We start from the raw sequence: 20,858 nt of genomic DNA, 5'->3' as shown, positions 1-20,858 counted from the left end.
CGGGCCCCACCCCCCCGAACCGCGACCACCCACGAGCGCGACCCAAAGACGGACGCGAATGCTTGACCACCCACGGTCGGGGTGCAACGCTCGAAGACGCCTCCAGGCGACGTGGGCAAACGTTCCGGAGGCATGTCTTCGTACGGTCGTCGAAGCGCTTCGCGCTCTCCGGGCCCGGCGGCCGGGTCACCCCCACCCCCGCCGCCGTGCGCGGCGCGGAGGAACACCATGGCATCGGCGGAAGGGCCATCGACCATGAGCGACACGTTCCGCGACCCCGGACAGCCCCTCGACGTACGGGTCGCCGACCTGCTGGGGCGGCTCACGCTGGACGAGAAGATCGCGCTGCTGCACCAGCACCAGGCGCCGGTCGACCGGCTCGGCGTGCCGGCGTTCCGTACCGGCACCGAGGCGCTGCACGGGCTCGCCTGGCTCGGCCCGGCCACCGTCTTCCCGCAGGCCCTGGGCCTGGCCAGCACCTGGAACCCCGAGCTGGTACGGGCGGTCGGCTCCGCCGTCGGCGACGAGGTGCGGGGCCTGCACCACAAGGACCCGACCCGGGCCGGGCTGAACGTCTGGGCGCCGGTGGTGAACCCGCTGCGCGACCCGCGCTGGGGGCGCAACGAGGAGGGCTACTCCGAGGACCCGTGGCTGACCGGCGTGCTCGGTACGGCGTACGCGCGGGGGCTGCGCGGCGACCATCCGCAGCGGCTGAAGACGGCGCCCACGCTCAAGCACTTCCTGGGGTACAACAACGAGACCGAGCGCTGCACCACCTCCAGCAACCTGCCGCCCCGGGTGCTGCACGAGTACGAGTTGCCGGCCTTCCGGGCCCCGCTCGCGGCCGGCGCGGCGGTGGCGGTGATGGCGTCGTACAACCTGGTGAACGGGGCGCCGGCGCACCTGAGCCCGCTGATCCGGGCCGAGCTGCGCCGGTGGGGCGGGACGGAGGTGCTGGTCGTCGGCGACGCGGGCGGGGTCTCCAACCTGGCCGGGGCGCAGGGCTGCCAGCCCGACCAGCCGAGCGGGTACGCCGCCGCGCTGCGCGCCGGCATCGACAGCTTCACCGAGGACGGCGACGACCGGGGGCCGACCGTGCGGCGGTTGACCGAGGCACTGCGGCGCGGGCTGCTCGACGAGTCCGACGTGGACGCGGCGGTGCGGCGGATCCTGGCGCTGCGGTTCCGGCTCGGCGACTTCGACCCGCCGGAGGCGGACCCGTACGCGGGGATCACCGCCGACGTCATCAACTGCGCGGCGCACCAGGAGCTGGCCCGGGAGGCTGCGCGCCAGTCGTTCGTGCTGCTGCGCAACGAGCCGCCCCGGCGGTGGGAGGAGCCGCTGCTGCCGCTGCGGGCGGAGCGGCTGCGCCGGGTGGCGATCGTCGGCCCGCTGGCCGGCACCCTCTACGAGGACTGGTACAGCGGCACGCTGCCGTACGCGGTGACCGCCCGGGACGGGCTCGCGGCCCGGCTGGACGCGGCGACCACGGCGTACCACCCGGGCGTGGACCGGATCGCGCTGCGCGCCGACACCGGGTACGTCCAGGCCGTCGCGGAGCCGGACGGCGACGCGCTGACCGCGACCGCGCGGCGGACGGCGGCCGACGGCTGGTTCGACGTCTTCGACTGGGGGCACGGGATCGTCGCGCTGCGCGCGGTCGCGAACGACCGGCACGTCGGCGTCGACGACGCGGGGGTGCTGGTCAACGACCGGCCCGGACCGGGCGGGTGGGTGGTGCAGGAGACGTTCCGGCTGGTCGACCGGGCCGCCGGGGAGACGGTGCTGTACCACCTGGCCAGCGAGCGGTACGTCACGGTCGGCGCGGACGGGGTGCTGCGGGCGGACGCCGCCGACGCCGAAACGGCCACCGGCTTCACCGTCGAACTCGTCGCCGACGGGGCCCGCGACGCCGCCACGCTCGCGGCGGCGGCCCAGGTCGCCGTGGTGGTGGTCGGCAACCATCCGCTGGTGGGCGGCCGGGAGACCGAGGACCGCTCGGACCTGGCGCTGCCCGCCGCGCAGGAGGCGCTGGTACGCGCCGTGCGGGCGGCGAACCCGCGCACCGTGCTGGTGGTGACGAGCAGCTACCCGTACGCGTTGAACTGGGCCGACGAGCACGTGCCCGCGATCGTCTGGTCGGCGCACGGCGGGCAGGAGTACGGGCACGCGCTCGCCGCAGTGCTCTGCGGCGACGCGGATCCCGGCGGCCGGCTGACGCAGACCTGGTACCGCGACGCGGCCGAGCTGCCCGACCTGCTCGACTACGACGTCATCGACGCCGACGCCACCTACCTCTACTACCGGGGCGACCCGCTCTACCCGTTCGGCCACGGCCTGAGCTACACCCGCTTCGCCCACGGTGACCTGCGGCTCAGCGCCGAGACGGTGGCGCCGGACGGCGGCGTGGAGGTGAGTGTCGAGGTACGCAACGTGGGCGCGCGGGCCGGCGAGGAGGTGGTGCAGCTCTACACCCGGCAGCGCCGGTCGCCGGTGAAGCAGCCGCTGCGGCAGCTGCGGGCGTTCGCCCGGGTGGCGCTCGGGCCGGGCGAGGCGCGTACCGTGCGGCTGCGGCTGCGCGCCGCCGACCTGGCGCACTGGGACGCGACGGCCGGGCGGTACGTGGTGGCGGCGACCCGGTACACGCTGCTGGTCGGGCGCTCCTGCGTGGACATCACCGCCACCGCCACCCTGACGGTGACCGGAGCGGACGGCGCGTCCACGACCGGCGGGGCGGACGGACCCGACGGCGCGGGCGGGGAGACGGCCCATCCCGCCGGCGGATGAGCGGGACCTCCACCGTCGGGTCGAGCCACGGGGGCGCTACCGTGGGCGACCTGATCCTTCGCCGGCGTGACCGCCCGCGACAGAGGATGGAGGCGTGCGTACCGTGTCCCCTGCGTCAACCAGCCCGGGTCCCGACGGCGCCGAGCAGCCGGCGAAGCGACCCGACATGGTCACCATCGCCGACGTGGCCCGGCACGCCGGCGTCGCCGTCAGCACCGTGTCGTACGTGCTCAGCGGCAAACGGGTCATCTCGGCGGCCACCCGGGAGCGGGTACTGGCCAGCGTGCGCAAGCTCGGCTACCACCCGAACGCCGGCGCCCGGGCGCTGGCCAGCAAGCGGGCCAACGTGATCGCGCTCGTGCTGCCGCTGCGCTCCGGCATGCACCTGCCGGTGCTGATGCAGTTCGCCACGGCGGTGGTGACCACGGCGCGGCAGTTCGACCACGACGTGCTGCTGGTCACCGCCGACGAGGGGGCGGCCGGGCTGCGGCGGATCGCCGCGAGCGCCATGGTCGACGGGATCGTGCTGATGGACGTCGAGATGCGCGACGCCCGGGTACCGCTGCTGCGCCGCCTCGGCCGGCCCAGCGTGCTGATCGGCTTCCCCGCCGACGCGGCCGGCCTGACCTGCGTCGACCTGGACTTCTACCGGGCCGGTCAGGCCTGCGTCGACCACCTGGCGGCGCTGGGGCACCGCCGGATCGCGCTGCTCGGCGCGCCGGCCGTGGTCTACGACCGGGACACCGGGTTCGCGCACCGGACCCGGGCCGGGTTCACCGAGACCGCCCGCCGGCACGGCATCAACGCCCACGCCCAGCCCTGCGAGGAGAGCTACGAGGCGATCCGGCGGGAGCTGGCCGGCCTGCTGGAGCGCGACCCGGACCTGACCGGGCTGGTGGTGCACAACGAGGCGGCCGTCGGGCAGGTGCTGACCGCGCTGCGTTCGCTCGGGCGCGCGGTACCGGACGACGTCTCGGTGGTGGCGATCTGCCCGGACGAGGTGGCCGAGCGGGCCGATCCGACGCTGACATCGGTGCTGATCCCGGCCGAGGAGGTCGGCCGGCAGGCGGTGTCGCTGCTGATGCGCAAGCTGGAGGGCGACCCGGTGCCGGAGGCGACCCTGCTGGACCCGCGGCTGACGGTACGGGCGAGCACGGCGCCCGCCGCCACGGGACCCAACGGGGTGGTCGGGGCGGCCGGCGCCGGGCGCTGAGCTACGCCGGTCAGCTCCAGGCGCTCGGGTCGGCGGCGAGTTCGCGTACCCGGTCGGGGAGCTTGCCGCTGGCGACGTCGGCGATCGTGACCAGCTCCAGGATCTCCCGCTCGCTGGCCCGCAGCGCGATCCAGACGTCCTGCAGGGCCCGGGCCACGCCCTGGTAGCCCAGGTCCTCGGGGCGCTGGCCGCGCACGTGCGCCAGCGGGCCGTCGACCACCCGGATCACCTCGGCCAGGCTGATCTCCGCGGCGGGCCGGGTCAGCCAGTAGCCGCCCTCCGGGCCGCGCTGCGCGTGCACGACGCCGCCGCGCCGCAGCTGGAGCAGGATGCTCTCCAGGAACTTCGGCGGGATCTCCTGGGCGCGGGCGATCTGTTCGGCGGTGACGGGGGTCGGGCGACGGTCGGTTTCCCCACCGGCGACCGCGGCGAGTTCGACGGTGGCCCGCAGCGCGTAGTCGACCCGGGCGGAGAGACGCATGCGGCAAGGTTAGCCGCCCGCCGTCCCATCGATACCAGCACGGTAGGGCCAGTCGCACTGCGGGCCGGGCCTACCAGGCCCAGGTTCGGTTCAAGGTGGGGCCCGCCGTACCACGCGAAGACATCAAGCCTGACGGGCTTCGCGGGGCACGGCGGGCCCCACCCCAACCCGGACCACCGAAAAACCTCAGGCGCCGATCTTGCGGAGCAGCCCCTCCTGTACCGCGCTGGCGATCTGGTGCCCGTCGCGGGTGAACATCCGGCCGGTGGCGAGCCCCCGCGCGCCGGAGGCCGAGGGGCTCCAGCAGTCGTAGAGGAACCAGTCGTCGGCCCGGAACGGCCGGTGGAACCAGAGCGCGTGGTCGAGGCTCGCCCCGACCACGCCGCCCGGACCCCAGACCTCGCCGTGCACGGAGAGGACCGAGTCGAGCAGCGTCAGGTCCGAGGCGTACGTCAGCGCGCAGGCGTGCAGCAGCGGATCGTCGGGGAGCTTGCCGTCGATGCGCATCCAGACCCGCTGGTACGGGTCGGCGGGGCGGTCGCCGGGGCGTACCCAGCCGGGCTCGCCGACGTACCGCACGTCGATCGGGCGCGGGATCAGCGACCAGATGCCCAGCCGCTCGGGGTACCGGGCGAGCCGGTCGGCCATCGTCGGCAGCTCGTCGGGGCCGGGTACGCCCGCCGGGGCCGGCGCGTGGTGGTCGAGACCCTCCTCGGCGCGCTGGAACGACGCCGACATGAAGAAGATCGTCTTGCCGTTCTGCAGCGCCACGCAGCGGCGTACCGAGAACGACCGGCCGTCGCGGATCTTCTCGACCCGGTACTCGATCGGTTCGACCGGGTCGCCGGGGCGGACGAAGTAGCCGTGCAGCGAGTGCACCACGCGGCTGGGGTCGACGCTGCGGCCGGCGGCGACGAGCGCCTGACCGGCCACCTGACCGCCGTAGACCCGCTGCGGGCCGACCGGCGGGCTGATGCCGCGGAAGCTCATCTCGTCCAGCTGTTCGAGATCGAGGACCTCGAGCAGCTGGTCGACCGCGGCCTGCCCGACGATCGGCTCGCTCGGGCTCACCGTGCTGCCCGCGCCGCCGGGTCGACCAGGGAGCCGAGCTGGTGCACCCGCAGGGTGTTGGTCGAGCCGGGGGTACCGACCGGGCTGCCGGCCACGATCACGACGTAGTCGCCCGGGTTGCCGTACTCCAGCCCGAGCAGGGCCTGGTCGACCTGGCGGAACATGTCGTCGGTGTGCTCGACGAAGGGCATCAGGAAGGTCTCCACGCCCCAGGTGAACGCGAGCTGGTCGCGCACCTCCGGCACCGGGGTGAAGGCCAGCAGCGGCAGCTCGCAGTGCAGCCGGGAGAGCCGGCGTACGGTGTCGCCGGTCTGCGAGAACGCGACCAGGGCCTTGGCGCCGATCGCCTTGGCGATCTGGGAGGCGGCCACGGTGAGCGCGCCGCCGTGGGTGGCCGGGTCGTGCTGCAACCGCGGTACGGCGATGGAGCCGGCCTCGGTGGTCTGCACGATCTTCGACATGGTGTCGACGGTGAGGATCGGATAGCGCCCCACGCTGGTCTCGCCCGAGAGCATGACCGCGTCGGTGCCGTCGAGCACCGCGTTCGCGACGTCCGAGGCCTCGGCCCGGGTGGGGCGCGAGTTCTCGATCATCGAGTCGAGCATCTGGGTGGCCACGATGACGGGCTTGGCGTTCTCGCGGCAGAGCTGCACGGCGCGCTTCTGGACCAGCGGCACCTGGTCGAGGGGAAGCTCGACGCCGAGGTCGCCGCGGGCGACCATGATCCCGTCGAAGGCCGCCACGATCGACTCCAGGTTGTCGACCGCCTCGGGCTTCTCGACCTTGGCCATCACCGGTCGGTGCACGCCCTCCTCGGCCATGATCGCCTTGGCGAGCTTGATGTCGTCGGCGGTACGGACGAACGACATGGCCACCATGTCGACGCCGAGCCGCAGGGCGAAGCGCAGGTCCTCGCTGTCCTTCTCCGACATGGCCGGCACGCTGACCGCGACGTTGGGCAGCGAGACGCCCTTGTTGTTGGAGACCGGGCCGCCCTCGGTCACGAGGCAGCGGATGTCGTTGCCGGTCACCGAGCTGACTTCCAGCGCCACCCGCCCGTCGTCGACCAGCAGACGGTCGCCGGGGCGGACCTCCTGCGGCAGCTTCTGGTAGGTGCAGGAGACCCGGTCCTTGGTACCGATGATGTCGTCCCCGGTGATCACGACGGAGTCACCGGTGCGCCACTCGTACGGGCCGTCCTCGAACTTGCCCAGCCGGATCTTGGGACCCTGGAGGTCACCGAGGATCGCGACCGCGCGTCCGGCCCGCTCGGCGGCCTGGCGTACGAGGTGGTAGACCTGCTCGTGGTCGGCCTGGCTGCCGTGGCTGAAGTTCAGCCGGGCCACATCCATGCCCGCCTCGACAAGGCCCCGGATCCGCTCCGGGGACGAGGTGGCGGGGCCAAGAGTACAGACGATCTTCGCGCGGCGTTTCACGGCCATCAGGCTAGTCTCTCCCCCGGACCGGCCCAGGGGCCGACCCCTTGCGGAACTGCGAACAGTTGTCCAACAACGCGCGGGTCGCGCATGGCCGGCGGGTGTCTCCACCGCCGGAAGTGTTGAGATGTGGGCGGGCATCAGCGACCGCGGGCCAGATCCTACTCGCGTCCCCAGCCGCCGGGCGTACCCCGTTCGGCCCGAGTTTGCCCGGACCGAACGTTGCACGGAGTGTGACCGGACCCACGTCAACGGTAACGCGGCGTGGTGGGCGGCCCCGGCCCGCCCCGGCCGCGGTCACCCGGACCCCGAGGCCGACTGCGAAGCGTCAGCCAACAGACACGGTGCGTCATTTGCCTGTCGAGCCGCCACCCGGCACCCCGGTACTGCACCGGCATTCGGATTCGGTCGGGATCCGCCCGGCCGACCGATCGCCACGGAACAGTCATCGACGGGCGGACATCCGTCCGCCGACAGGTCCAGGCCGGACCACCGGTAGATCGTCACGGGGAGCCAGGAGGAGAACAGATGAAGGTGACAGCACGGATCGGGCGGATCATCACCGCCGGGGTGGCGTCGCTCGGCATTGCCGGGGGCCTGATGATCACCGCGTCGCCGGCGTCGGCCGCGACCGCACGCAACGGCGTCTGCGAGAGCGGGGAATTCTGCCTGTACTACTACCCCAACATGACGGGTTCGGTGTCCGACTTCAGCTCCTCGGTGTCCAACTACGGAGACTCGCAGCCGACCTGCTACGAGTTCCGGGGCCCGGGGCTCGGCCAGGGGCAGTGCGTGAAGAACAACGCCATGTCGGTCCGGAACCTGTCGAGCCGCGCCGTCACGGTCTACTACAACAGCGGTTTCGCCGGCGCGTCGCAGACCTTCGCCAGCGGCCAGGCCGCCAACCTGATCTCGACGCTGAGCAACAACAACGCGTCGCATCTCTTCCGCTGACAGACGTCGCCCGAGGGCCAGGCGCAGGCCGTCTGGCCCTCGGCGCCCCGGTCGCGTCGAGGCGGTCCGCTCGCGGCGGGAAAATCAGGCCGGGCGGCCGGCGATCGCGCCGACGAAGGCACGCCAGGCGTTCGGGGTGAATGCCAGCACCCCGCCGTCGCGATCCTTGCTGTCCCGCACCAGCACCACGCCCGGCAGGTTCTCCGCCACCTCGACGCAGTTGCCGCCGTTCTGGCTGCTCCGGCTGCTCTTGTGCCACCGCGCGCCGGTCAGCTGTCGCTCTCCCACTTCTCCGCCACCTCCGAGATCAGCTCGATGGACCGCTGGGCCGACAACGCCTCGCCCAGGATGGAGTCCCACGCCTTGCGGACCCAGAACAACCCCGCCCGGTCGCCCACCATCTGACCCCGCAGTTGGTTGTCGAGATAGACGACGTCCTCACCGCCGGGCAGGGTGGCGACGACGAAGGGACCGCTCAGGCCAGCGTACGCGCCGACGGTGGCCGGCACGACGTGCAGCGTGACGTGCGGCAGTTCGGTGCAGAGGCGGACCAGGTGTCGCAGCTGTTCGGCCATCACCTCGGGCCCGCCGACCGGGCGGTGCAGCAGCGCCTCGTCCACCACCGCGACGAAGGTGGGCGGCTTCTCCCGGGTGAGCAGCGCCTGCCGCTCCAGCCGGGCCGCCACCCGCCGCTCCACCTCTTCCGGCGGGAGCAGGCCGCCGGCGGCGAAGACCGCGCGGGCGTACGCCTCGGTCTGGAGCAGCCCGGGCAGGACGACGTTCTCGTACGAGCGCAGCGCGATCGCCTCGGCCTCGGCGAGCATCCAGTCCCGGAACCAGGCCGGGGACGCCTCGACCGCCCGCAGCCGGACGGCCAACCGCTCGAAGAGCCCGCCGGTGTTCAGCGCCCGGTCCGCGCCCCGGATGAAGTCCATCCGCAACGCCCGGGTGCCGATCTCGACCGCGCTCACGTGGGAGTTCGAGAAGTTGGCGCGCTTGCCGAACTCCTCCTGGGTCAGCCCGGCCGCGAGGCGGGCCCGCTTGATCTCCGCGACGATGAACGCATCGGTGGAGAGTTGCGTTTCGTTCATCACTCCTCCTCAATTCTTAGATCAAATCCTCACGCCGCCACAAACCCACGTCGATACCGGAGTCGGAGTCCCGCCGACCGGCCGAAGTGGAGGGACACGCATCGACCCTAATAGCACCTGGCTTGCGGGAACGGCTACAACGCGCCGATACCGGTGAAGGCGGGACGAACGATGCGGAATAGCCGGGAGCGTGGGAGTCACGATCAAGCCCGCCCGTCATCGACTTGTTTCTGATTGGTGTCTAAAGATAGAGAGGTTCACGCTCGACGGCCGGGTAACAGATCGAGCCCTGGTACGGCAGCCGCCGTTCGACACCCTCGCCATGGCCGCTCTCACCGGGATCGGGTGGCGCCCGCGAGCCGTGCCGCCGTGGGCGGTCAGATCAGACCGGGGACCGACTGTCAATAACAAATCAAGATTGAGTGAGGCCACATGCGACCCGAATCCGCAAGGCACTGAGATTCCCATCTCGGCGGGCGGAGTTCCTTGTCGACGCGGAGAAACCCGCCCTATGCTTGCCGCCGCCACACGCTGCGGCCCATCGGGGCCGAGGGACACCAGTGCAAGGATTTGCGAATGCGCCGGAATTCTGCCCCGAACAACGGCACCGCCGACATCAGCCAAGCAGCACCAAACGGCGAACCGCCGACCCCCACCGCAGAGGACGTCGCGCGCCGATCCGCGGTCGCCGAGGAACAGGACTTCCTCGACCTGGCCACGGCCCGGCGCGACAGGCTGGTCGACCACCTCCAGGCCGAGCTCTCGTCGGACGCCCTGGACGCGTTGGAGCGGTCCCGGCAGCGCATGCTCCGCCAGCAGTACGAGGAGCTACGGCGAGCGCGGGAGGGGCTGGTCTTCGGCCGCCTCGACGGCCTTGACGGCAGCGTGCGACACATCGGCCGGGTCGGTCTCCGCGACGACGGCGAGGACAGTGAGCCGCTGCTGGTGGACTGGCGCGCCCCCGCGGCTCGGCCGTTCTACACGGCGACGGCTGTCGACCCACAGGGTCAGGCGCGGCGCCGTCATATACGCACGACGGGATCGACCGTCGTCGGCGTGGACGACGAACCACTGGACGGCACCATGACGGCGGAGCTCGTCGGTGAGGGCGCCCTGCTGGCCGCCCTCGACCAGCGTCGTACCGGCCGCATGTCGACGGCGATCTCCACGCTGCAACGCGAACAGGACGACATCATCCGGGCCGAGGCGACCGGCCCGCTGATCGTTCAGGGCGGTCCCGGCACCGGCAAGACCGTGGTCGCCCTGCACCGCGTCGCCTACCTGCTGTTCGCCCACCCCAAGATGGCCGAGCAAGCGGTCCTGGTCCTCGGCCCCTCGCCGCGGTTCCTCCAGTACATCGCCCAGGTGCTGCCCGCGCTCGGTGAGACCGCCGTCGTCTCGGCGACCTGCGACACTCTGCTACCCGAGATCCGCGTGGGCCGCGACGAGAGCCGGCTGCTCGCCGAAATCAAGGGCCGCGCCCTCTGGCAACCCGCGCTCGAAAACTACGTCACGTCGCTGCTCCCCCGGCCCCGCGAGCTGAAGCTGCGCTGGGAGGGCGAGTTCCACGTCATCACCGCCGCAACGGTGGCGGAGGCACTCGCCTCGGCGGTGCGGGGACGTCCGTACCACCGCGCCCGCGCGGTCTTCGCCGAGCAGCTGCACCACCTCCTTGCCGAAGCCGTCGTCGAGCAGCGCGAGGCGCTGATGGACAAGATGGAGGAGGGCTTCGAGGACATCCTCGCCCGCGTCGACCGGAGCATGGGGCAGGACCACCAGCCCGGCAGGGCACCCACCGGCATCGACATCGACGGACTGCTCTCCGACGAAGAGATCGAAGACCTCCGTCAGCGTATCGCCGAGAACGCCACCATCGCCCGGTTCGTCGAGGCATGGTGGCCCACCCTCGACGCCGAGACCCTGCTGAGGGATTTCCTGACCGACCGCACCCTGCTGGCCCGGTTCGCCCCGCAGCTGTCCCCGCAGGAGATCGCCGCCGTCGCGGCCGAGCCCGCCCCGTGGGCGTCCAGCGACGTACCCCTGCTCGACGCCCTCGCCGACCTGCTGGGCGAGGTCGGCGCCCCGCAACCACAGGGCGAGTTCGTCGCCGACCGCGCCCGCCGGCAGCGCGGCTGGGTGTACGGCCACGTCGTCGTCGACGAGGCGCAGGAGCTGTCCGAGATGCAGTGGCACATGGTCCTCCGGCGCTGTCCCAGTCGCTCCATCACCGCCGTCGGCGACATCGACCAGGCGGAGGCGGCGCACCGGCACACCAGCTGGGCGCAGGCGGTGCGGGCCGCTTTCGGGGACCGCTGGACCGCCGCGGAACTCACCATCTGCTACCGGACCCCGCGCGAGGTCATGGACCTCACCGAACCGGTCCTGCAGAGGGCTGGCAGCCGCAACACGCCGCCACGGGCGGTACGTTCCTCCGGCATCGCCCCCTGGGAACTCACGATCACGCCCGCCGAGCTTGCCGAAGCCGCCGCCCGAACCGTGCGACAGCTGCGGCAACGGTGGCAGGGTGGCACGGTCGGCGTCATCGCCCCCGCCGGCCGCATCGCCGGACTCCAAGCCGTGCTGGGCGACGTACCGGTGCTCACCGCGACCCAGTCCAAGGGATTGGAATGGGACGCGACGCTACTCGTCGACCCCCAGGGCATCGCCGCCGAACCGCGCGGCTGGAACGGCCTCTACGTCGCGCTCACCCGATGCACCCAGGAACTCGGACAGCTGACACTCACGCGGCAACCCTGAGACAACGCCTCCGGACGTCGGGCGTGTCCTCGCGACGTGAGGATCGCCCGGCCCGGATGGCGTCCGATGACGACGGTCAGCCGCCGTGGTCGCGCCCGCCGACGCGCCGGGTCACGATGGTCGAGCCAGGTACGCCGTCTTCACGTCGGCGGAGAACCCGCAGGCCCGGTAGAAGGCGTGGGTGGCCGGCCTGCGCGAGCCCGTCATCAGCATCGCCTTGTAACAGCCCGCGTCCCAGGCGGCCTGGAGCGTGCCGGCCATGATCTCCTTGCCCAGACCCTCCCCTCGGCGCGACTCGTCGACGACGACGTTCTCGATGACGGCGTAGGGCGAGGCCGATCGGGTGATGTTGGGGATCACGTTCAGGTACGTGGTGGCGACGATCGCCCCGTCCCGTTCGAGCACGAAGAGATGCAGCGCCGGAGAATCCAGGATCCGCTGGAAGGCCGCCGCATCGGATCCGTCCGCCAGGACCGGATCGTCGGGGTGTAGTTGCCGGTACAGGCGGAGGATCTGCTCGAAGTCGCCGGACCGGGCCGCACGGAACATGCCGGGAGCGTACCGAACCCAGCGGCGCCGTCGATCTAGGGCAAATCCGCGTGATTGGAGATCAAATAACGGGGGATTTGCCCTAGATCGCGGAGCACGGCGGCGGAAGTCTACGGCGTAGACAACGCCGTGCGACTATGTCTACTGTGTAGACATGACGCTCCGGGTCGCGCGTATCGCCGCCGTACTGATCAGTCTCGGTACCTTCGGTTTCCTCTTCGTCCAGGACGCCTGGCGGGCCGACAACCTCTTCCTGGTCCCCGACCTGATCCTCTGCGCGGCGCTGGTCGCCGCCGCCGCCCTGCCCGGCCGGCACGCCGTGCCCGCGCTGGTGGCCGCCTACTCCTTCACGGCCGGCGTCTTCGTCACCGCCACCGCCTCCTACGCCGTCGACGGGCGGCTCGGCGTCATCACCCTGGTGAGCGCGATCGGCTCGGTGGTGCTGGTGGCGGCGCTCGTCCGGGACCGGGCCGCGGGGCCGGCGTGACCCGCCGCCGGCGCGTCGTCGTCACCGGTACCGGCGGCACCGACGTGCTCCGGGTGGTGACCGACGAGGCCCCCGAACCCGGCCCCGGCCAGCTCCGGATCCGGGTCACCGCCGCCGGTGTCGCCCGCGCCGACCTGCTGATGCGCGCCGGCCGCTATCCCGGGCGGACGCCGGTTCCGCCGTTCACCCCCGGATGGGACGCCACCGGCGTCGTCGACGCGGTCGGACCGCACGTCCCCGCCCGGTGGTACGGCCGCCGGGTCACGGCGCTGACCCTGACCGGCGGCCACGCCAGCCACGTCTGCGTACCGGCCGACGCCCCGGTGGAGCTGCCCGACGGCGTCTCCGAGTACGTCGCCGCCTGCCTCCCGCTCACCCATCTCACCGCCCACGAGCTGCTGCACCGGGTGGCCCGGGCCCGCTCCGGCGAGCGCGTGCTCGTGCACGGCGCCACGGGCGGGGTCGGTACCGCCCTGCTGGCGCTCGGCCGCCGGCACGGCGTCGAACTGTACGGAGTCGCCGCCGCCCGGGACCACGCGCTGGTCCGGTCGTACGGCGCCGAGCCGGTGGACCGCGACCAGCCGGTGCTGCCCCGGGTCGACGTGGTGTTCGACATGGTCGGCGGCGCGACGCTCGGCGCCTCCTGGCGCGCCCTGCGCCGGGGCGGACGGCTGGTCTCCTACGGTTTCCTGTCGGCCACCGCCCGACCCCCCGTCGACCTGGCCCGACTGCGGCTCTGGAACACCCTGCCGGGCGGCCGCCGGGCCGCCTTCTACCGGCTCAGCCGTGCCGCGCGCCGCCACCCCGAACGGGTCCGGACAGCGTTGGAGACCCTCGTCGGACTCGTCGGAGCGGGGGCGCTCGAACCGCGGCTCGCGGCCCGCGTACCCCTGGACGAGCCGGCCGAGGCGCACCGGCTGGCCGACGGGTCGCCGAGCCGGGGCAAGGTCCTGCTCGTGCCCTGAGTCGAAGAACGAGCTGAGTGCCGCGTCGACGCCTCCGGCCGCACCGGGCATGATGGGCCGCATGCCCAGGCAGAGGCCACTGACACCGGCCGTCATCGCGGCGGCGGCCCTCCGGGTCGGTGACCGCGAGGGCGACCGGGCGATGACCATGCGCCGGATCGCCGCCGAACTCGACTGTGACCCGATGGCGCTCTACCGGCACTTTCCCGACCGGCAGGCGCTGCTGGACGCGGTCGCCGACCTGGCCCTCGCCGACGCGCCCGGCCCGGACCCGGAGGCCGACTGGGAGACCCGGCTCCGCGCGGTGATGGCGGCGATCCGGTCGGCGGCGCTGGCGCATCCCGGCATCGCCGCGCACATCGCCGCCCGCCCGCCGCTCGGCGAGCACGGTCGTCGGCTCGGTACCGCGATGCTGGCCGCCCTGGCGGAGGCGGGGCTCTCCCCCGCCGACGTGGTCCGCGCCTCGCAGACGCTGGTCGCCTACCTCGCCGCCGCACTGGCCATGGCGGTACGGGCCGGCGAGCGGGACGACCGGTGGCGCCACGTGGCCGAGACGCTCGCCGCCCCGCCCGTCGGCGCGGCCGGTGAGGAGCTGTTCGCCACCGGCTCCGCCGAACAGTTCGCCTACGGCCTGCGCCTGCTCCTCGCCGGCATCCGCGCCGAAGCGGCCGGTCAAACCGGCTGAATCGCCGGCTGCGGGCCGATCGTCCGTCCGGCTACCGGCTCAGCGCTCGCGGACGGCGGGGTGGACCCGGCCGACCCAGTTGATGTAGGCGACCAGGCTGGCGTCGCCGCCCGTTCCCCTGGCGTTGAACGTGTACAGGTCAGCTGTCGCGGGCGAGGCGTCGTCGTCCCAGTAGGTGTGGCACTCGTCGCCGTCCCGGTCGCACCAGCGGGCGTAGAAGCCGGACGCCGGGTGGCTCGCGGTGTAGGTACCGCCCTGGTACCCGTCGCGGCTGCTCCCGTCGGCTTGCGGGCGGAAGAAGTTTCGGTCCCCGGTGCTCTGGCGCTCCTCGAAGCGGATGTGCCAGAGGTCCCGCTCGGCGTCGCAGTCGACCTCCTCGACGGCGTGATCCGGTTGCTTCTTCGCACACGTCCCGTCGTTGAGCCACGGCGCGGCCAGCTCCAGCAGGGACCGGGAGTCGAAGAGCTTGGCGTTCCGCTTGCCGGTGGCGTTGAAGTTCACGCCGGCGGCCGAATCCGGTACCGCGCCGGGCAGTACGCCCACCCGCCACGCCACCACCGCGCTGACGACGACGAGCAGCAGCACCAGGGCGGCGGCGCCCAGCCAGAGCCAGGGGCGCCGCCACGGTACGCCGCGCGGGGCCGGGACGGATGCGGGTACCGGGGATGCCCAGCCGGGACCGGGCGGCGCGACGGCCGGCCCCGACGCCGGCGGCCCCGACGCCGGCCCGGCGGACGGGGCGGGATCGGCGCCCGGGGCTGCTCCGGCGGACGGCGTCGGAACGGCGGACGGCGGGGGAACGGCTGGTGCGGGCGAGGCGGCGGCGACCGCTTCCGCGCGCAGGCCGCCCCGGGCCACCACCAGTTCGGGCTGGTCGGTGACGGTGGGTGGGATGCCGAGACCGCGTTGCAGCAGGGTCGCCACGAGCGGGATCCGGCTCGCGCCGCCGACCAGGAACAGTCCCGCGATCCGCTCGCGGGGCACGCCGGCGGCGCGCAGGGTCGCCAGGGTCAGCGCGACGGTGCGGTCGAGGTACGGGCGGGCCGCCGTCTCGAACTCGTCCCGGGTCAGGTGCAGCTCCCGCTCGGCCAACGGTACGTGCAGCGGCGCGCTGGCGTGCCGGCTGAGCTGCTCCTTCGCGGACCGCGCACCGCGCCACAGGTCATGCCGGGCGCGCTGGTCCACGACGTCGCGCGGCCAGTCCAGCCGCTCCCACGCGCCGGAGTCACCGGTCAGCGACCGGGCGTGCCCGACCACGGTGGCGTCCAGGTCCAGCCCGCCCACGTCGGGCAGCCCGTCGCTGGCCAGCACCTCGAACCCGCCGGGCGTACGGCGTACCACGCTGACGTCGAAGGTGCCGGCGCCCAGGTCGTAGACGACCACGCAGTGCCCGGTCGGCAGCGCCGGGCGGGCGCCCGTGGCGAAGTACGCGGCCGCCGCGACCGGCTCCGGCACCAGGCGCGGGTCGGTCAGCCCGGCGCGCCGCGCCGCCCGTACCAGCACCTCCAGCCGGCCGCGGCCCCAGGCCGCCGGATGGGTCAGCACGGTACCGTCGGCCGCCGACCCGCCGGCGACCCGCCGCGCCTCGGTGACCACCCGGAGCAGCACCGCGCCGATGATTTCGTCGACCGGGAGTTCGCGCTCGCCGAGCCACAGCGTCCCGTCGTCGACGTGCCGCTTCGGGTTGGGCTCGTAGCCGGCGGGGTGCGAGGGCGCGGCGCGTTCGGCGTCGGCGCCGGTCAGCAGCGTCCCGTTCGGCGCGGCGAGCACCGCCGAGGCGAGCAGCGGCGACGCGTCGAGGAGCAGCGGGTGCTCGGAGCCGTCCTCCCGGCGCAGTACGGCCACCGTGTTCGAGGTGCCGAAGTCGACGCTCAGCCGTGCGGAGGTGCCCATTCCGGGCAGCCTAGACCCCGTTCGCCGGCACCGCCTCGGGAGAAGTGGACTCCCGGCGGCGCCGGGAGTGGGTCCGGCGGTCCGGGTCGCGGGCGCCGCCGAGCCCGACGTAGCGGCGGGCGGATCAGGGGGCGAGGCGGACGCGGAAGTGGCAGACCGGCATGGTGGCCGAGGTGGCGCTCGCGTCGGCGGCGCGGGCGTACCAGCCGTACTGGTGGCCGTCTAGCAGCGGCGGCACCGGGACGCTGACCGTGCCGCCGCCGGTGACGTACCCGCTGGCCGAGCCGGGACCGCCGAGCCGGATCGGCTGCGGCTGGCTCGGATCGGTGTTGTCCCAGATGGAGGAGTCGGCCCGGACCGGCACCGTGGGATCGCCGTGCGCCACGGTGACCGAGAGCCGGGGCGTGGCGGTGGCGACCGAGCCGTACCCGCCGTTCTGGTGGCAACCGGGGTCGGCCGGGTCGGTCGCGGCCGGCACGGTGGTGGCGCCGGTCGGTACCAGCGGCAGGAGGCGCTGGTCGGCGCGGAGCGCGGCGACCTCCGCGGCGGTGAACGGGTAGTCGTACAGCTGCACGTCGTCGATCCCGCCGCGCCAGAGCGCGTTCGGGTTGCCGTTGATCCGGTCCCGGCCGAGCACGAACGGGCCGGTGGCGCTCCAGCGCGCGGTGTGGCTCCGCGTACCGGCCGCCGCGCCGTCGACGTAGAGCCTGAGCTGGCCGGCGGCGGCGTCGTAGCTGGCGACCAGGTGGGTCCAGACGCCGGTACGCGCCGCGACGCTGGAGCGCACCTCGTCGACGTTCCAGCCGTCGGCGTCGGCCACGGGCATGCCGAAGCGCCAGGTCGGGCCGGTCGGGTCGTACCAGAGCATGAAGCCGCTGGTGCGTTGGGCGTCCTGGCTGGCCAGCACGCTGATCGGGGCGCCCGGGGCGGCCTTGGCCCACGCGGAGAGGGTGAAGCCGCGGGTGGTGTCGACGACCGGGCCGGCCGTGGCGACGGTGCCGGTGCCGTCCAGCGCCACCGAGCCGGCGCGCTCCGCCGACCAGGTCACCCCGCCGGCGAGCGTGCCGGTGCGGCCGTGCCCGGTCCAGTCGGCGGCGACGGTACCGCCGCCCGCGTCCAGCCGCCAGCCGGCGAGCGGGGCGCCACGGGTGTAGCCGTACACCGGGGCGTGGTCGGAGATGCCGCTGGGCGGCTCGGTCGACGTGGAGACGTTGCGGGTGGTGTCGGCCAGCTGCTGCCAGGAGTCGCAGTTGGTGAAGCCGGCCCGGCCGAAGAGGTAGTCCAGCTTGGTCGCCGGGCGGGGCTCCTCCTCGTCCGAACCGTTGTTCATGTGGGTCGGCTCGTTGGCCGCCTCGCCCGGGTAGTACGCCTGCTCGTCGCACTCGGCGAACCGGTCGTAGAGCGATTTGAGCGTGTCCGTGGAGTACGGGTACGAGCTGTTGAAGTCGCCGCCGAGCAGCACCCACGGCTCGTCGCCGACCACCTCGGTGACCTTGGCGATCTGCGGCCCGAACTCGGTCTCCGTGTCGTGGCTGATGTGGGTCGCGCAGATCCGGGTCGTCCAGCCGGCGACCCGTACGCAGAGCAGCTTCGGGGTCTTGAGCACCCCGGCGGGCATCGGCAGCGCGGTCTCGGTGCGCTCGGTGATGCTGCCGCGTACGGCGACGGCGATGCCGAGCGTGCCGGCGAGGCCGCCCCGGCAGTCCGCGCGCCCGTCGGGGCGGCGCATCTCGGCCCAGGTGGTGGACCAGCCGGGGCCGAGCGCGGCCTGGAGCAGGTCGAGGTGGCTGCCGGGCGCGCCGGAGCAGATTTCCTGGAGCATCACCGCGTCCAACCGCCGCTGGTTGATCACGTCGACCACCGCGTCGACCTTGCGTTGCGGCTCGTTGCGGTAGGGGCAGAAGCCCGCGTCGCCGCGCGAACCGCCGGCCTCGCCGCAGATGTTCCAGGTCATCGCCCGCACCGACTCCTGCCGGTACGCGGTGCCGGCCGGATCGGACGCGGCCAGCGCGACCGCCGACGCCGTGGTGACCGGCGCGCCCGGCGCGCCTGTCAGCGTGGCCCCGGCCGGCGCGCCCGGCGCGGTCAGCAGGCCGGCGGCCAGCAGCGACGCGCCGAATCCGGCCGCGATTCGTGCCCAGGTTCGCATCCGACACCCCCGTGTTCTGGACTGGCCCGAGAGCATAGCGGCGCCGGCCGCCGCCCGTGGGGGTCCACGATGGACGGATCCGGGGGCTGGACCGGTCAGGCGTGGTCCGGTCGGGGCAGCGTCGGCGTGGCGGAGCCGAAGACCCCGGCGGGGTCGTACCGGCGCTTGGCGGCGAGCAGGCGCGGATAGTTGGGGCCGTAGGCGGCGCGTAACCGGTCGGTCTCGTCCGGGGCGAGCAGGTTCGGGTAGCCGCCGGGCAGCGCCAGCGGCTCCAGTTCGGCGGCGACCCGCTCGGCCCACTCGCGGTACGGCCGCTCCTCCTGCCCGGGTGCCCAGACGGCGATGATCTCGGCGACCAGGTGCGGGTCGCGCAGCCCGAACGCGGTGTCGGGGCGGGCCACCCGGGCTGCGGCCCCGTGGAAGTGGTGCAGCGCCAGCGTCGAGTACGCCGACCCGCTGCGCCGGGCCGCCTCGGTCAGCACCCTGGCCACCGGCTCGGGCACCCCGGCCAGCCAGCGGGTACGCAGCAGGTAGCGGTTTCCGTCCACCATGCTCGCGTCGAAGAGGCGCAGCGCGTCGTCGTACGCCATCGGGCCGACCTGGTGCAGGCTCGGCGTACCGGGCGCGGCGAGCCGGGCGATCTCCCGCTCGCCGGCGGCGAGGTCGGCGCCGCTCCAGGTCGGGGCGAGGAAGAGCAGCGGCCCGCCGTCCGGTCCGGGCAGGAAGCCGGCCATCACCGTCAGCTCGTCGGGGGCGGCGGCGAGGAACTCGTGGTAGCCGCGCAGCACCGGCCCGGCCTGCGCCAGCGGAAACATAATCATGCCGGCCAGGACGGTCGGCAGCGCGTGCAGCCGGTAGCGCAGCCCGGTGACCACGCCGAAGTTGCCGCCACCGCCGCGCAGCGCCCAGAACAGCTCGGCGTCGGCGTCGGGCGCGGCGACGACCCGGCGACCGTCGGCGAGCACCACCTCGGCGCCGAGCAGGTTGTCCAGCGCCAGCCCGTACCGGCCGTTGAGCGGGCCGTACCCGCCGGCCAGGGTCAGCCCGGCCAGGCCCACCGCCCGGACCACCCCGGTCGGGGTGACCAGCCCGTACGGGCGGGCGGCGGCGAGCAGATCCGCGACGGTCGCGCCCCCGCCCACGACGGCGGTACGCCGGCCGACGTCGATCTCCACCGAGCGCAGGCCGGTGAGGTCGACGACGAGGCCGCCGTCGGCCAGCGCCCGGCCGGCCCAGTCGTGCCCGCCCCCGCGTACCGACAGCGGCAGCCGGAAGTCCCGGGCGGCCACCACGGCGGCCCGGACCTCGGCGGTGGTGCGGCACCGGGCGACCAGCGCGGGGCGCCGGGTGACCGCCGAGTTCCAGAGCCGAGTCGCGGCGGCGTACGCCGCGTCGCCCGGTTCGAGCAGCCGGTCGCCGAGGATGGGGCGCAGCCGACGTACCGCCCGCCGCAGGCCGGCACCGGGGCGGGCGCCGGGCTGCGACGGGCGGTACGCGCTGGTCGACGTCATGGCGGCTCCCCGGGGCAGGGGCGAGCGCGGCGGGGCGGCTACTCGCCGTACGGGTGGCGGCGACCGTAACACCGCGCCGGCCGGCGACGTGGTCCGGGAACCGACCGGCCGCGAGGGGTGCGCAAACGCGTCCAGGGCGCGGATGGCGCGCACCGGACACGCGCGCGGGGGTCGCGGCCTTTGCAGATTTTTGCCAAGATACTTACGGCAAGTGCAAGTTCCCTACAGATCTGAGGGGGTATACCTTGCGTATCCGTAGCCTGATCAGCGGCGCCGTCCTCGCCGGTGGCCTGGTCGCCGGTGCCGCGAGCCCGGTCCTGGCCGCCCCGAGCACGTCCGCCCCGAGCACGCCGGCCGCGGCGTGCACGCTCACCGTCACCAACCTGTACTACTCGATCGGGATGCAGACCGCGTTCGCGCGGCTGAGTGGCGGGTGCAGCGGGCCCATCGGCATCACGCTCCTCCGGGCCGACTCGCCGACCGGCACCTACTCGCCGGAGCCCGACGCGCTGTACGCCCTCCAGCAGGCCAGCGACGGCACCGCGGCCACCGCGTACTTCACGGACCCGGAGCAGCGCGGCTACTGCAAGGCCCAGGCCACGTACGGCAGCCTCACCGCCCTCTCGGCCAGCCCGGTCAACTGCTAGCACCACCTCCTCGTCGATCTAGGGCAAATCCCGGTGAGTTGATCTCCAATCACGACGATTTGCCCTAGATCGACGGGGCCGGGGGCCGGGGTCGGGGGCGAGGTTCAAGATTCACTCAAGACTGCTCAAGCGGCTCGACACGCCATGGGCGCATTGACCACGATTCCTGATCAACACGACGG

17 protein-coding genes are annotated in these 20,858 nt (G+C 73.5%); 8 read left to right on the top strand and 9 right to left on the bottom strand.

Annotation, left to right across the window (positions count from 1 at the left end):
* Positions 1–255 precede the first annotated feature (255 nt).
* Positions 256–2,787, top strand: a complete 2,532-nt coding sequence (locus AB0J86_RS10885) for a glycoside hydrolase family 3 C-terminal domain-containing protein (RefSeq protein ID WP_363855748.1) — start codon at positions 256–258, stop codon at positions 2,785–2,787.
* A 103-nt stretch (positions 2,788–2,890) separates the two neighbouring features.
* Positions 2,891–4,000 (top strand): LacI family DNA-binding transcriptional regulator, encoded by a 1,110-nt coding sequence (locus tag AB0J86_RS10880; RefSeq protein WP_363855747.1) that lies wholly within the window; start codon positions 2,891–2,893, stop codon positions 3,998–4,000.
* A 10-nt stretch (positions 4,001–4,010) separates the two neighbouring features.
* Here AB0J86_RS10880 and AB0J86_RS10875 read toward each other — a convergent pair whose 3' ends face one another.
* The 3 genes from AB0J86_RS10875 to pyk all read right to left on the bottom strand — a co-directional run bounded on the left by AB0J86_RS10875 (position 4,011) and on the right by pyk (position 6,994).
* Positions 4,011–4,481: an Rrf2 family transcriptional regulator gene (locus AB0J86_RS10875; protein WP_363855745.1), complete on the bottom strand. Its 471-nt coding sequence runs from the start codon at positions 4,479–4,481 to the stop codon at positions 4,011–4,013.
* A gap of 186 nt (positions 4,482–4,667) precedes the next feature.
* A complete protein-coding gene (locus AB0J86_RS10870; RefSeq protein WP_363855743.1) occupies positions 4,668–5,552 on the bottom strand; it encodes an acyl-CoA thioesterase II in 885 nt (294 codons plus the stop codon).
* Positions 5,549–6,994, bottom strand: coding sequence for a pyruvate kinase (gene pyk / locus AB0J86_RS10865; protein ID WP_363855741.1), 1,446 nt, complete (start codon positions 6,992–6,994; stop codon positions 5,549–5,551). Before pyk ends, AB0J86_RS10870 begins: the two co-directional genes overlap by 4 nt.
* Positions 6,995–7,516: 522 nt before the next feature.
* On the opposite strand from pyk, the gene AB0J86_RS10860 reads away from it, so the two are divergent.
* Positions 7,517–7,942 (top strand): peptidase inhibitor family I36 protein, encoded by a 426-nt coding sequence (locus AB0J86_RS10860; RefSeq protein ID WP_363855739.1) that lies wholly within the window; start codon positions 7,517–7,519, stop codon positions 7,940–7,942.
* Positions 7,943–8,026: 84 nt separating this feature from the next.
* Here the strand turns inward: AB0J86_RS10860 and AB0J86_RS10855 are convergent, their stop codons facing one another.
* Positions 8,027–8,215 (bottom strand): DUF397 domain-containing protein, encoded by a 189-nt coding sequence (locus tag AB0J86_RS10855; RefSeq protein ID WP_363855806.1) that lies wholly within the window; start codon positions 8,213–8,215, stop codon positions 8,027–8,029.
* Positions 8,212–9,033: a helix-turn-helix transcriptional regulator gene (locus AB0J86_RS10850; RefSeq protein ID WP_363855738.1), complete on the bottom strand. Its 822-nt coding sequence runs from the start codon at positions 9,031–9,033 to the stop codon at positions 8,212–8,214. Before AB0J86_RS10850 ends, AB0J86_RS10855 begins: the two co-directional genes overlap by 4 nt.
* A 576-nt stretch (positions 9,034–9,609) precedes the next feature.
* Here AB0J86_RS10850 and AB0J86_RS10845 point away from each other — a divergent pair.
* Positions 9,610–11,790 carry a UvrD-helicase domain-containing protein gene (locus AB0J86_RS10845; RefSeq protein ID WP_363855736.1) on the top strand — a complete coding sequence of 727 codons (2,181 nt, stop codon included), beginning with the start codon at positions 9,610–9,612 and terminating at the stop codon, positions 11,788–11,790.
* Positions 11,791–11,901: 111 nt separating this feature from the next.
* On the opposite strand, the gene AB0J86_RS10840 is transcribed toward AB0J86_RS10845, so the two are convergent.
* Entirely contained in the window at positions 11,902–12,339 is a 438-nt protein-coding gene (locus tag AB0J86_RS10840; RefSeq protein ID WP_363855734.1) for a GNAT family N-acetyltransferase, read from the bottom strand.
* Positions 12,340–12,493: 154 nt separating this feature from the next.
* Here AB0J86_RS10840 and AB0J86_RS10835 point away from each other — a divergent pair, with 154 nt between their 5' ends.
* From AB0J86_RS10835 to AB0J86_RS10825, 3 genes are all read left to right on the top strand, one after another.
* On the top strand, positions 12,494–12,826 hold the full coding sequence (locus AB0J86_RS10835; RefSeq protein ID WP_363855732.1) for a hypothetical protein: 333 nt from the start codon (positions 12,494–12,496) through the stop codon (positions 12,824–12,826).
* Complete coding sequence (locus AB0J86_RS10830; protein ID WP_363855730.1) at positions 12,823–13,791, top strand: zinc-binding dehydrogenase; 969 nt, start codon at positions 12,823–12,825, stop codon at positions 13,789–13,791. Before AB0J86_RS10835 ends, AB0J86_RS10830 begins: the two co-directional genes overlap by 4 nt.
* 61 nt (positions 13,792–13,852) lie before the next feature.
* Entirely contained in the window at positions 13,853–14,476 is a 624-nt protein-coding gene (locus AB0J86_RS10825; protein ID WP_363855728.1) for a TetR/AcrR family transcriptional regulator C-terminal domain-containing protein, read from the top strand.
* Positions 14,477–14,515: 39 nt separating this feature from the next.
* On the opposite strand, the gene AB0J86_RS10820 is transcribed toward AB0J86_RS10825, so the two are convergent.
* From AB0J86_RS10820 to AB0J86_RS10810, 3 genes are all read right to left on the bottom strand, one after another.
* A complete protein-coding gene (locus tag AB0J86_RS10820; protein WP_363855726.1) occupies positions 14,516–16,369 on the bottom strand; it encodes an Hsp70 family protein in 1,854 nt (617 codons plus the stop codon).
* A 124-nt stretch (positions 16,370–16,493) separates the two neighbouring features.
* On the bottom strand, positions 16,494–18,518 hold the full coding sequence (locus tag AB0J86_RS10815; RefSeq protein WP_363855724.1) for a LamG-like jellyroll fold domain-containing protein: 2,025 nt from the start codon (positions 18,516–18,518) through the stop codon (positions 16,494–16,496).
* 95 nt (positions 18,519–18,613) lie between these two features.
* On the bottom strand, positions 18,614–20,029 hold the full coding sequence (locus AB0J86_RS10810; protein ID WP_363855722.1) for an FAD-binding oxidoreductase: 1,416 nt from the start codon (positions 20,027–20,029) through the stop codon (positions 18,614–18,616).
* Between the two features lie 245 nt (positions 20,030–20,274).
* On the opposite strand from AB0J86_RS10810, the gene AB0J86_RS10805 reads away from it, so the two are divergent.
* Positions 20,275–20,676 (top strand): hypothetical protein, encoded by a 402-nt coding sequence (locus AB0J86_RS10805; protein ID WP_363855721.1) that lies wholly within the window; start codon positions 20,275–20,277, stop codon positions 20,674–20,676.
* The last annotated feature ends 182 nt before the right edge of the window (positions 20,677–20,858 follow it).

Origin of the sequence: Micromonospora sp. NPDC049559, assembly GCF_040676675.1 — a bacterium.
In the GTDB taxonomy this organism is placed as follows: domain Bacteria; phylum Actinomycetota; class Actinomycetes; order Mycobacteriales; family Micromonosporaceae; genus JBFAPK01.
Note: the sequence above shows the minus strand (reverse complement) of the source record. Positions and strands in the feature narration are given on the sequence as shown.

Excerpts from the sequence above, each read along its gene's own strand:
- AB0J86_RS10885 (WP_363855748.1), top strand. The coding sequence starts at position 256 with ATGAGCGACACGTTCCGCGACCCCGGACAGCCCCTCGACGTACGGGTC.
- AB0J86_RS10875 (WP_363855745.1), bottom strand. The coding sequence starts at position 4,481 with ATGCGTCTCTCCGCCCGGGTCGACTACGCGCTGCGGGCCACCGTCGAA.
- pyk (WP_363855741.1), bottom strand. The coding sequence starts at position 6,994 with ATGGCCGTGAAACGCCGCGCGAAGATCGTCTGTACTCTTGGCCCCGCC.
- AB0J86_RS10860 (WP_363855739.1), top strand. The coding sequence starts at position 7,517 with ATGAAGGTGACAGCACGGATCGGGCGGATCATCACCGCCGGGGTGGCG.
- AB0J86_RS10850 (WP_363855738.1), bottom strand. The coding sequence starts at position 9,033 with ATGAACGAAACGCAACTCTCCACCGATGCGTTCATCGTCGCGGAGATC.
- AB0J86_RS10845 (WP_363855736.1), top strand. The coding sequence starts at position 9,610 with ATGCGCCGGAATTCTGCCCCGAACAACGGCACCGCCGACATCAGCCAA.
- AB0J86_RS10840 (WP_363855734.1), bottom strand. The coding sequence starts at position 12,339 with ATGTTCCGTGCGGCCCGGTCCGGCGACTTCGAGCAGATCCTCCGCCTG.
- AB0J86_RS10835 (WP_363855732.1), top strand. The coding sequence starts at position 12,494 with ATGACGCTCCGGGTCGCGCGTATCGCCGCCGTACTGATCAGTCTCGGT.
- AB0J86_RS10825 (WP_363855728.1), top strand. The coding sequence starts at position 13,853 with ATGCCCAGGCAGAGGCCACTGACACCGGCCGTCATCGCGGCGGCGGCC.
- AB0J86_RS10820 (WP_363855726.1), bottom strand. The coding sequence starts at position 16,369 with ATGGGCACCTCCGCACGGCTGAGCGTCGACTTCGGCACCTCGAACACG.
- AB0J86_RS10815 (WP_363855724.1), bottom strand. The coding sequence starts at position 18,518 with ATGCGAACCTGGGCACGAATCGCGGCCGGATTCGGCGCGTCGCTGCTG.
- AB0J86_RS10810 (WP_363855722.1), bottom strand. The coding sequence starts at position 20,029 with ATGACGTCGACCAGCGCGTACCGCCCGTCGCAGCCCGGCGCCCGCCCC.